General features: G+C 65.0%; 11 protein-coding genes. 8 read left to right on the top strand and 3 right to left on the bottom strand.

What is annotated here, in order from left to right; all coding sequences use genetic code 11:
• Positions 1 to 170: 170 nt before the first annotated feature.
• From LB564_RS30045 to LB564_RS30055, 3 genes are read right to left on the bottom strand one after another with little or no spacing between them, the layout of a single operon-like run.
• Positions 171 to 788 carry a 4'-phosphopantetheinyl transferase gene (locus LB564_RS30045; protein WP_224542697.1) on the bottom strand — a complete coding sequence of 206 codons (618 nt, stop codon included), beginning with the start codon at positions 786 to 788 and terminating at the stop codon, positions 171 to 173.
• A 47-nt stretch (positions 789 to 835) separates the two neighbouring features.
• Positions 836 to 1312 carry a GNAT family N-acetyltransferase gene (locus tag LB564_RS30050; protein WP_224542698.1) on the bottom strand — a complete coding sequence of 159 codons (477 nt, stop codon included), beginning with the start codon at positions 1310 to 1312 and terminating at the stop codon, positions 836 to 838.
• Positions 1309 to 5427: a Pls/PosA family non-ribosomal peptide synthetase gene (locus LB564_RS30055; protein ID WP_224542699.1), complete on the bottom strand. Its 4119-nt coding sequence runs from the start codon at positions 5425 to 5427 to the stop codon at positions 1309 to 1311. Before LB564_RS30055 ends, LB564_RS30050 begins: the two co-directional genes overlap by 4 nt.
• 577 nt (positions 5428 to 6004) lie before the next feature.
• Between LB564_RS30055 and LB564_RS30060 the strand changes: the two genes are divergently transcribed.
• From LB564_RS30060 to LB564_RS30095, 8 genes are all read left to right on the top strand, one after another.
• A complete protein-coding gene (locus LB564_RS30060) occupies positions 6005 to 6226 on the top strand; it encodes a DUF680 domain-containing protein (RefSeq protein ID WP_224542700.1) in 222 nt (73 codons plus the stop codon).
• 115 nt (positions 6227 to 6341) lie between these two features.
• A complete protein-coding gene (locus LB564_RS30065) occupies positions 6342 to 7313 on the top strand; it encodes an MBL fold metallo-hydrolase (RefSeq protein WP_224542701.1) in 972 nt (323 codons plus the stop codon).
• Positions 7314 to 7348: 35 nt separating this feature from the next.
• A complete protein-coding gene (locus tag LB564_RS30070) occupies positions 7349 to 7828 on the top strand; it encodes a tetratricopeptide repeat protein (protein ID WP_224542702.1) in 480 nt (159 codons plus the stop codon).
• Between the two features lie 341 nt (positions 7829 to 8169).
• Positions 8170 to 8685 (top strand): DoxX family protein, encoded by a 516-nt coding sequence (locus tag LB564_RS30075; protein WP_224542703.1) that lies wholly within the window; start codon positions 8170 to 8172, stop codon positions 8683 to 8685.
• A gap of 93 nt (positions 8686 to 8778) precedes the next feature.
• On the top strand, positions 8779 to 9399 hold the full coding sequence (locus tag LB564_RS30080) for a BA14K family protein (RefSeq protein ID WP_224542704.1): 621 nt from the start codon (positions 8779 to 8781) through the stop codon (positions 9397 to 9399).
• A gap of 109 nt (positions 9400 to 9508) precedes the next feature.
• Positions 9509 to 9847, top strand: coding sequence for a DUF2934 domain-containing protein (locus LB564_RS30085; protein ID WP_224542705.1), 339 nt, complete (start codon positions 9509 to 9511; stop codon positions 9845 to 9847).
• Between the two features lie 185 nt (positions 9848 to 10032).
• Positions 10033 to 10317, top strand: a complete 285-nt coding sequence (locus tag LB564_RS30090) for a PRC-barrel domain containing protein (RefSeq protein WP_140708735.1) — start codon at positions 10033 to 10035, stop codon at positions 10315 to 10317.
• Between the two features lie 50 nt (positions 10318 to 10367).
• Positions 10368 to 10517 carry a hypothetical protein gene (locus LB564_RS30095; protein WP_140708733.1) on the top strand — a complete coding sequence of 50 codons (150 nt, stop codon included), beginning with the start codon at positions 10368 to 10370 and terminating at the stop codon, positions 10515 to 10517.
• The last annotated feature ends 148 nt before the right edge of the window (positions 10518 to 10665 follow it).

Raw genomic sequence — 10665 nt, forward strand, 5'->3', positions numbered from 1 at the left:
GAAAACAACCGTCTCACGGGGCATGCGCATGCGGCATTTCGATTCACCAGATACTTTCCCCGGACAGCCCTGCCGTTTACGGGGAGAGATGTCCGGCAGGACAGTGAGGGGCGGCGCCAACGCCGGAGATTGCTGGCTTCGGGCGTGGAGCAGGGATAGTCGAGCCGACCCTAAACCCCGTCACCGTCGACAAACGCCAACACGACCACACGCGGGGCGACGCAGTAGATGAGGCTGACTTCGCGGCCCGTGCTCGTCGTCGCGCGGCCGGTCTCGAGGTTCACCGCGATGTCTTCATAGCCCAGCACCTGGCGGTCCAGCGGATAGGCGGCCTTGTAGACCGCTTCCTTGGCGGCGAAGAGGATGCGGCCGGCAAGCTGCCGGTCGGCGGTACCCGTCCGGTCGGCGGGCATGGCAACAAGGGCGGAAATCTCGTCGGGCAGGGGCAGCGCCGGCTCGACATCGATGCCGAGGGAGACGATCTGGCCGACAGGCGCGACCGCCGCCACGGCCATGTCGTCGTCATGCGCGAGCGAGCCGGTCATCCCGTCCGGCCAGGCAGGTGCGCCAGAGGCCGTGCGCAGCAGGGCGAAACCGTCGAAGCCGGCATCCGCCAGCAGCCGGTGCGCGAGCAATCGCGCCGCGCCGCTGGCCCGCCGCATGGCCGGCTGGCGGGCGGGGATGGAGCCCGCCTCCGCCGGCAACAGATAGGCCTCGTCGCCTTCGCGGATGAGCCGGCATCCCGTGCGCACTCCGGCTGGAGCCATGGCAGCGATGGCGCGCGCCAAGGCGATTTCCTCCGGCAAATCCGGGAAAGACGGACCGGCTGATGGCGTCATCGAGCGGCGGCCGCAAGGATGAGATCGGCGATCATTTCGCCGTCCTCGTCGAGCCCTTCCTCGACGAAACCGGCGCCGCGATAGAGCTGCCGTGCGGCCTCGTTCCGCGGTTCGTAGCAGATCGACACGTGCCTGACGTGGCCGAGCCCGCGGATTTCCCCCAGCACCGCCCGCAACGCGGCCTTGCCATAGCCCCGGCCTTGCCAGGCGCGGTCGATCATGAAGCGGTAGATGCGCGCCTCGTCATCGTCCTTCGGCGCGTCGTACATGAGGAACCCGACGATCTGGTCCCCGGCCATCACGGCGCGGGGCCGCGCGTCCCGGTCGGATCTGGCTTCGCGCAGCGAGTCCGCATTGCCGGCGACGAAATCCACCTGCTCCGGAGCCAGTCGCAGGGCGGTGACCAAAGCGCGATTGGCCTTGGTCACGGGGACGATACGGATGTCCACGCTGCCGGGCGCGCGGTCCGTCAAGACGCCGTTGCCCCGGCGGCCTCGCTGACCGGCTCGACGAAACGATGCAGCTTGGCCGGGTTGCCGCGCCAGATGGAGTTGGGCTCCAGCTCCTCGCCCTTCATCACGAAGGAATCGGCATCGACCATCGATCCGTTGCCCATCACGACGCCGTAGTGGACGAAGGCTGAAGGCCCGAGCGTGCAGCCATCGCCGATGCGGATGAAGTCGGACTTGAACGCGCCTTCCTCCAGCGAATGGGCCTGGATCACCGATCCCTCGTTGAGCGTGACGTCGTCGCCGATCTCGACCAGCGAACGCTCGGTCAAATTGGCGCCGCCGTCATAGACCCTGCTGCCCACCTTGACGCCCAGCATGCGCAGGATCATCGGCCGGAACGGCGTGCCGGCGAACAGGCGCACGATGGGCGAATCCGCGAGCTTCCAGTGGCGTTCGTGGCGCCAGAAGGTGACGTCGTAGATTGTCGTCATCCGCGGCTTCAGCTTGCGAAAGCCAAGGCTTGCCCGCTCGACGAAGATGTAGAACGGAATGGTGATCGCCGACGTCAAAAGCACCGCCACGAAGAGCGCGATCTCGGCCCATTCGGTGTAGTAGTTCAGCGCCCGGTCCCAGATCGCCAGCGTGGCGAACAGCATGACCCATTGCGTCGCCACGAACAACAGGATCGTCACCAGATTGTGCAGGTTCTTGGCCGGGATGCGCTTTTGCCGGTCGTCCTCGTTGATGCCGGCGATGAGTTCCTTGTCGCGGGCCACCATGCGCGGGATCTCGAAGGACGGCGAGCCGAGAAGGCCGACATTCTCGCGCAAAGGCCCGTCGATCGGGACCATCACCTTGGTGCCGAGCAGGACGTTGTCGCCCGTGCGCCCATCCGGCGGATAGTAGATGTTGTTGCCGAGATAGTTGCGCTCGCCGATCCGGGTCGGCTCGAGCCGGAACGCGGAAGCGGATTTGTGCATGTTGATCATGAACAGCCCGTCCGACACCATGGTCTCGGTGCCGATTTCGCACAGAAGCGGGTTTTCGTGCTGCTGGTTGGAGCCGAAATTGGAGCCGGTCTGCACCACCTTGTTCAGGTTCCAGCCGATGGCCCTGATATAATGGACGATGGCCGAGCTGTCGCCGAACAGCAGCCCCAGCACGCGCGAATTGCTCGAGAACTCGGCAACCGTCTGCAGCCAGTAGCGGAAGCCGTAAAGCGTGTAGGTGCGGCCGGGCTTCAGGATCAGGCTGAACAGGCGCGGCACCACCGTGGCGGCGAGGAAGGCCAGGGCGATATAGCCAAAAAGCGTGACCGTCGTGCCGATCGCCACAATGCCGATCGTCTCCTGATAGTCGTCGCCGACATTCTCCCAATAGCTGTGGAACAGAAGTGGCAGCGGGGTGACGATGGCAAACAGCCCGATCAACTGCACGGCCTCGTAGAGGAAGCGCCTGATACGGGGAGGGTTGACATTGCGCACCTTGCAATAGTCCGCCGTGGTCGGCACCGCCGGCGATCCATGCCAGTGTTCGCCGTCCGGGATGCTTTGTCCGCGCTGCAGCGAGGAGGAATGGCCGAGCTGGCCGCCATCGCCGATCGCGGTGTCGATGTCGAGCGTAGAGCCGACGCCGACGAAGGCATCGCTGCCGATGGTCAACGGCCCGGTGTGGATATAGCCGGCCTGGGCGCGATAGCCGAGGATCAGCGATTCCTTGCGCAGGATGGTTCGGTCGCCGATCGAAATCAGGTCCGTGCACACGGGCACGGCGCGGGATTCGATGACCACGTTCTTGCCGATCCTGGTGCCGAGCAGCTGCAGGTACAGGCTGTAGAGCGGGCTGCCCCGGAACAGGACGACCGGCGCGGAGCGGATCAAGGTCTTGACGACCCAGAAGCGATAGTAGCGCAGGCCCCAGATCGGGAACGCTTCCGCCTTCCAGCGGCCGACAAGCACCCATTTGGCGACGACGGCAAAGCCCGACATGCCGAAGAACACGCCGCCCGAGAGTACCACGCACCTGATGTAGAGCTGCAGCGGCTCGTCGAGCGCGTCATAGACCCAGTTGAGGCCGCCATTGATCGCCCACAGCGCCACATAACTGTAGAGCGCGTAGAACAAGAGCTGTGCCGCGCCGCAGGTCCAGTAGACGAGGTTGGAGGCCCGGCGGGTGAGAACGGGCTCATTGATCGCCGTCGTCATCTCTTCCGATACGCTGAGGTGCTTGGCCAGGCGCGCCACGGTGGGATAGAGATAGATGTCGCGCATGGACGTCGTCGCCCATTCCTTGCGGGTGCGCACGCGGGCGCAGAAATGCGCCATCAGCAGCGAGTTGGCGCCGAGATCGTCGAAGAAATTGTCCTCGACCGACACGTCGTCGAACTTCAGCACGGCGCATAGTGCCTCGGCCAGGAAACGCTCGTCGTCATTGGCGGGCGCAACCATGGCGCGGTCGGCCGAGAGCCGGACGCTGGTCGGCTTGGGCAGCTGGCGAAGGTCGACCTTGTTGGAGACCGTCATCGGGATGACAGGCAGTTCCTCCAGATAGGAGGGCACCATGTAGTCCGGCAGCCGCCGCTTCATCGTCTGGGCAAGGTCGGCGCGCGAGAGCGCCGGTTGGCCGGCCTTGGGCGCGTAATAGGCAACGAGCTCGACGCGGCCGGGCTCGATCTCCCAGGTGGTGACGGCGGCCTGCGCGATCTCGGGCTGGTCGAGCAGCACGGCCTCGATCTCGCCCAGTTCAATGCGATAGCCGCGGATCTTCACCTGTGTGTCGATGCGCCCGGCATATTCGATCTCGCCGGCATCGTTGATCCGGCCAAGGTCGCCGGTGCGATAGATGCGCTTCGACGGGTTGTTCGGCAGGCCGAGGAAATCGGCGATGAATTTCTGTTCGGTGAGGTCCGGCCGGTTGAGATAGCCGACGGCGAGGCCGATGCCGGCGATGCCGATCTCGCCCAGTTCACCGGGGTCGGCCAGTTGTGGCAACACGGGATCGAGAATGGCGATCGAATAGGTGGGCAGCGGCGCGCCGATCGTCACCGGCCGGTCGGGCGTCAGCGCACCCATGGTTGCCGTGACGGTCGCCTCGGTCGGGCCATAGGTGTTGAGGATCTGCCGGCCGGGCTTCGACCAGCGTACCACCAGATTGTGCGGACAGGCTTCGCCGCCGACCAGCAGCGTGCGCAGGCTGGGCACATCTGAAGTGATGGACGACAGAAGCGTCGGGCTGCAGGCCATGCAGGTGATGTCGTGATGGCGCAGGAAATCGGCGAGTTCCTCGCCGACCAGCGGCATCTGGCCGGGTGCCGGCACGACGGTCGCGCCGGCGACGAAGGGCACCCAGATCTCCTCGGAGGAAAAGTCGAAGGCGATGGTCATGCCCTGGTAGACGCGGTCGCCCGGCTTGTAGCCGTAGGACGCGGCGGCGACGCGAATGAAGTTGACGAAGCTCTGGTGGCGGATAGCCACGCCCTTGGGCCTGCCTGTCGTGCCCGATGTATAGAGGATGTAGCAGATGTCGTCGCTTGCGGCCGGCGCCTTGTGCGGCTTCAGCGGCGCGCCGGACTGGGTCGATATTTCGCCCGCCGCGCTGTCGATCAGCAGATGCGGAACCGGCAGCTCGCCGGCCCGCGATGCATAGGTGGCGATGGTGACGACCAGACTGACGCTTGCGTCCTCGATGATGAGCGCCATGCGCTCCTGCGGGAAGGCGGTGGCCAGCGGCACGAAGGCGGCGCCCGCCTTCGTCACGGCGAGCAGGGCGACATAGGTTTCCGCCGAGCGGTCGAGAATGAGCCCGACGCGGTCGCCCGGCCGCACGCCGCGCTTGACCAGCAGGCGGGCGAACTGGTTGGCGCGGCTGTCCAGCTCCCGATAGGTCCAGACGCGGCCCTCGGAGATCACCGCCGGCAAGGTGGCGAATGTTTCGGCGAGCTGCTCGAACACCTTGTCGAGCCGCTCGTCCGGCTGGCCCGCCCGCGCGAAGTCCGCGCCGGTCAGGACCTGGCCGCGCGCCGTCGTCGTGGAGGCAATTCTTGCAAGCGAACCGACGATGTCGGCGCGCGCCTCGGGCTCGCCGCCCGATCGTGCCGTTTCCCTGTCCAGTTCGGCAATATCGATACCGTGATCCATTTTCAAAACTTTCTCGTCCTAATGAAATCGCCGATCATGCCGCCGCCGGCAGGCATCGTCGGCTGTGGCGCCGCTGCAATTTGATCCGTGTTGATGGAGGTGGAATGACCGAAGCTTCCAAAACGGAAGCTTCCGCGATCCGGACCGGCGATAACCGACGGCTCTTTGGCCGCGCGGTTATCAGGGAACAGGCCGCTCCGTCTTCACATGTTCGGGAGCATGGCGCGGGGCGGGCGCATCGCCTCGGCACGACCGGCGGCGAGCGCCGTGCCGGGCACCCATCCATCTGTTCGAACCTCGTTGCATTGCCCATACCCGTGCGCCTGTGCGACGGCCGATTCCCGGCCGTTGAGGGAGGGTTATGCCATCCGATCTTTTCAGCAGTTTTTCCGAACTGTTGAATTATGTTTCTGGATTGTGTCTGAGCGGGCTTCCGCATGGCCGCTGGCGGCCGGTTTTGTGGCCTTCTTAAAAAATCTCACGCCCCTCGGGAATAAAGCACGCCCCTGCCGGGTCTTGTCATCAGCGGGGCCAATCCGGCCCGCGACGCGAAGAAACAAAACAAGGATTTACTGAAATGACCAAGCTCGCTCTCAGCGTGGCCGCGATGGTGCTTGCCTCGAGTTCCGCCTTTGCCGGTAGCGACCATTTTGGCGACCGCACCGTCAACCCGGCGGCCGCCCCCATCGACAACACCCATACCGCCTCGACTGCCAAGCCGGACAAGGTCCGGCACGGTGTGCGGGCAACGACGAAATCCGATGCGGATGAACCCGGCCAGGGCATCTGGGGCCGCTGAGTTCAGGGTCCGGACCACCCTCGAGATCTGGACCCCACCCGCAATCAGGACGGGGAGCCATGTGGCGTGGCTCTCCGTCACCTCTCCGCCACGCAACCTCACAGGGAGAATACCCATGTTCAGCATGACACGCCGCACACTGCTTGGATCAGCCGCTGCTGCTGCCGCTTTCGGCCTTGCCGGCAAGCTCGAATTCACCCGGCCAGCCTTCGCGCAGACGCCGGTGGAGCCGGCCGTCGGCTTCTACAGGTATACGGTCGGCGATATCGAGGTGACCGCCATCTATGACGGCATCTGGAAGAAGCCGCACGACCCGGCCTTCATCAAGGACGTTTCCATCGACGACACCAAGGCCGCGCTCGCCAAGGCGGGCCTGGCCACCGACTTCATGCCCATTCCGCTCACCGTCGTGGTGCTGAAGATGGGCGGCAGGCTGATCATGATGGATGCGGGCTCGGGCGTCGGCCAGTGGCAGGCCAACGCCACGCATCTGCCGGCCAACATGGCCGCCGCCGGCATCGACTACAAGGCGATCGACACCATCCTGATCTCGCATTTCCACCCCGACCATGTCTGGGGCCTGATGGAAAAGGGCACCAACACGCCGGTGTTCCCCAATGCCGAGCTGATCGTCAACGCCACGGAATACAATTGGTGGACCGATCCGAGCCGGCTGGCGAAGCTGCCCGAAGGCCGCAAGCCGGCGGGCAAGCGCATCGCCGAGAATTTTCCGAAATGGAAGAACTGGAAGCTGGTCGAGGACGGCGCCGAGGTCGCGCCCGGCATCCAGATCATCGCCGCACCCGGCCACACGCCGGGCCATTCGGTGTATCTCGCCAACTCCGGCAAGGAGCAGCTGATGATCTCGGCCGACACCATGTATGTGCCGGCTTTGCTGGCGCCGCATCCGGAATGGCAGGGCAGCTACGACCAGGATGGGCCGACGGCCATCGCCACGCGCCACAGGATCATCGACCGGGTGATCGCCGACAACATCCGCATTTCCGGTTCGCACTTCCCGTTCCCGGGCACTGGCGTCTTCGTCAAGGACGGCAATGCCTATGGCTTCACCCCAGTCGAAATCTGAGCGTCGGCTCCCAATCGAGACAAGCGAGACAGACAATGAAACAATTTTTCTTGGGCAGAAATGCCCTGTTCGGCCTGCTCGGCGCCGTCGCCGTGCTGACCGTGGTTCCCGTCGTGTCAATCATGCCGGCCTACGCGGTCGATGACATCGAGGGCGCGGACGCGCCCGACCTCACCGCCGTCAAGGCCAAGATCGACGCCAAGGATTATAAGGGCGCGCTGGCGGATTTGCGTGATCTCGCGCAGGACAACCAGCAGGCCGATGTCTACAATCTGCTCGGCTTCACGCTGCGCAAGACCGGCGATTTCGCCACCGCGCTGACCTACTACAACAAGGCGCTGGAGCTGAAACCCGACCACAAGGCCGCCCGCGAATATCTGGGCGAGCTCTATGTCGAGACCGGCGACATGGCCAAGGCGCGGGAGCAACTGGCATCGCTGCAAAAACTGTGCCCCGCCGGCTGCGACGAGCTTGCCGATTTGCAGAAGGCCATCGACACCAAGGTGACGAAGTAGGGCGGGGCGCAAGTTCCCCCTCACCCGGATTGCCAAGGCCGAATTGCAAAGAGCAATTCGGGGCAATCCGACCTCTCCCCGAGGGGAGAGGAGGGCACCGAGTCTGCCTCTGCCTCTTCTCCCCGGCGGGGAGAAGGTGGCCGCGAAGCGGTCGGATGAGGGGGCCTTGGCGCCAACCTCAACCCCGTCACCCAAAGTTCGGGCGCTCGTGGCTGGCGCCCATTGCCGGAGCCGGCGCTCTCCCTCGAGCCGGCTCCGGCCTTTTCAGACATCACAACCGGCAAGCGCCGCGCGTCCCACGGTGAGTGCGGCTTGATTGCGAACAAAATTGGAGCCTGACCATGATACCGACCGAAATCATCGAGAAGCTGCACGCCCTCGCCACCAAGCCCTATGTCAGGGACGCGGCCCTGCTCGTCGGCCGCCTGCTGCTTGCCCTCATCTTCCTGCATGAAGGCGTCACACTCGCCGCTCATTTCGACGCCGCGGCCAAGGCGATGGCGGCTCTTGGCGTCGGCCTGCCGCTGGTCATCGCCACCGTGGCGCTGCAATTGGGGGCGGGGCTTTCCATCGCGACAGGCCTGCTGACGCGGCTCGGCGCCGTCGGGCTCGGCCTTTTCTGCCTGGCGACGGCCATGCTGTTTCACACCAACTTCGCCAGCCAGAACGAATTGCTGCATTTCGAAAAGGATTTCGCCATTGCCGGCGGCATGTTCGTGCTGGCTGCCGCGGGTGCGGGCAGGTTCTCGCTGGACCGGCTGTTGGCCGGCTATTTGCTGCAGCGCCGGCGCGACAAGGAGATGGTGGCGGCGCTGCTGGCGGTGGAGAACCAGTTTGCCGTGAGGCTGCCGGTTTGAAGCGGCCGCGACCTTGCCTCCGGTTACTGCTCGCTTGCCTGGAACCAGCCTTGATGCTCCGCATTCTATTAGTGGGGGCTCAAGGAGCGTGACATGAAAGCGGTATTGGGACTGGTCGGCGGCTTCGTGCTGACCCTTGCGGTCTTCGCCAGCGGGCTGGTCTTCGCGGCCTGGCTGATTGCCGCCAAGCCCGCGCATGAAATCAGGCCCGCGGCCAGCGTCGCGGAGTTGTGGACCAGGAGCGCCCGGCCGGTGGACAAGGCGGCGCAGACGCTGGAACGCATACCGGCCGTGGCAGCGCCCGAGGCCGCCGCCAGGGCGCAGGGAACCCCGGACCCGACCGTGACCGGCGCGGTGCCGCCCTCGGCGGACGACGAGCAGGCCGGGCTGCCGTCTGCCGAATTGCCGGCTTCCCACGTCAAATGGTGCGCGAACCGCTACCGCTCCTACAATCCGAACGACAACAGCTACATGTCCTATAGCGGCCAGCAGCGCCCATGCGTCTCGCCCTATCTCGACGCCGGTGCCGCCGACCAGGCCGCGCCGGCGTCGACCGAGGTCAGCTATGTCCAAGGCGGCGATGCGCCGCTGGTCGCCGCGACGGGGCTCTCCGCCGATCATGTCGAGTCCTGCTTCAGCCGCTATCGCTCCTACCGGCCTGAAGACAACAGCTACCAGCCCTATTCCGGCGGACCCAGGCGCCAGTGCGAGTAGCGCCTGTGGGCGCGTCTGAGGGCGCATCTCGTGCTCCCGACAATCACGCAGATTTTTTGGATCGTTCGCACCGGCGCGGCGTTCCTCCCTCACAAAAGGGAGAACCGACATGAACGACGACCGCGATGACAAGATCCGCGACCGCGCCTACGAGATCTGGCAGCGCGAAGGCGGTGGCCATGGCGACCATGACCGGCACTGGCACCAGGCTGAGATGGAGATCGACCGGGAGGCCGCCCTGCCGCTGACGGCGGACGACGCGCTGCCGCAAACAAGGCTCTCCCCGACAGGCGAGATCGCCAGCACCGACGTGCTGACGGCCGAGGATATTGCCATGCGCACCGGCATATCGGGCGACGAGGCGCAGCAGTTGATCGACCGCCTGGGCACCGACCGGGCCGCGATCGAGGACGCCGCGCGCGGGCTCAAGGCGAAGCGCGGGCGCTGATCGCGCAAGCCTTTCGAAACAACGCGTTGGCGCGGCTCGATGATTCATCGAGCCGGCCAGCCCGGACGTATGCCTGCCGCCGTAGAGCTCTATCCCTGGTCATCTGCCCCGTCGTCCCAGACAATGTCGGAACCCTTGTCCCGCTCGCAGGTTCCTCCTGTCCCAACCACAGGAGATGCGAAACCATGGACCACAGCAATCACGTCAGGCTGACCGACGCCGAACTGACCCAGGACGAGCTCGAAGGCGCCACCATCTACGGCCCCGATGACGAGAAGATCGGCTCGGTCGACCATGTGCACGGCAGCCAGGTCGTCATCGATGTCGGCGGCTTCCTCGGCATCGGCGCCAAGCCGGTGGCCGTGCTGGCCAGCGAACTCGATTTCATGCGCGACGAGGACGGCGACATCCACGCCGTGACCAGCTGGACCAAGGACCAGCTGAAACAAATGCCCGAGCATCAGGACTGAAAGCGAGAAGGGCCCGACCGGGCCCTTCGTCCTTTCCAGGGGAGCGAAAAATGATCAGGAAATTGAAGGACGGAAAATACCGGCTTTATTCGCGCAAGAAGGACGAGAAGACGGGCAAGCGCCGGAATTTGGGCACGTTCGATAACCGCGAGGCCGCGGAGAAGCATGAACGGGAGGTGCAGTATTTCAAGCGGCATTGAGGGGCCGCTGTTGCATAGCGGTAGACAGAGCCGGAACCGCCATGGGCCAACCGGCCTCCTTCGTGCTCTTAGGGATGGCAGCAAAGCGCGTCGTCATCTTCAGCGCTCGCAAGCTATATGGAACAAAATAAATGGCCACGCGTTAGGG

The organism is Mesorhizobium sp. ES1-6 (assembly GCF_020164775.1).
Lineage (GTDB): Bacteria > Pseudomonadota > Alphaproteobacteria > Rhizobiales > Rhizobiaceae > Mesorhizobium.

Coding starts and splice junctions, on each gene's coding strand:
- LB564_RS30055 (WP_224542699.1), bottom strand. CDS start 5,427: ATGGATCACGGTATCGATATTGCCGAACTGGACAGGGAAACGGCACGA.
- LB564_RS30060 (WP_224542700.1), top strand. CDS start 6,005: ATGACCAAGCTCGCTCTCAGCGTGGCCGCGATGGTGCTTGCCTCGAGT.
- LB564_RS30065 (WP_224542701.1), top strand. CDS start 6,342: ATGTTCAGCATGACACGCCGCACACTGCTTGGATCAGCCGCTGCTGCT.
- LB564_RS30070 (WP_224542702.1), top strand. CDS start 7,349: ATGAAACAATTTTTCTTGGGCAGAAATGCCCTGTTCGGCCTGCTCGGC.
- LB564_RS30075 (WP_224542703.1), top strand. CDS start 8,170: ATGATACCGACCGAAATCATCGAGAAGCTGCACGCCCTCGCCACCAAG.
- LB564_RS30080 (WP_224542704.1), top strand. CDS start 8,779: ATGAAAGCGGTATTGGGACTGGTCGGCGGCTTCGTGCTGACCCTTGCG.
- LB564_RS30085 (WP_224542705.1), top strand. CDS start 9,509: ATGAACGACGACCGCGATGACAAGATCCGCGACCGCGCCTACGAGATC.
- LB564_RS30090 (WP_140708735.1), top strand. CDS start 10,033: ATGGACCACAGCAATCACGTCAGGCTGACCGACGCCGAACTGACCCAG.
- LB564_RS30095 (WP_140708733.1), top strand. CDS start 10,368: ATGATCAGGAAATTGAAGGACGGAAAATACCGGCTTTATTCGCGCAAG.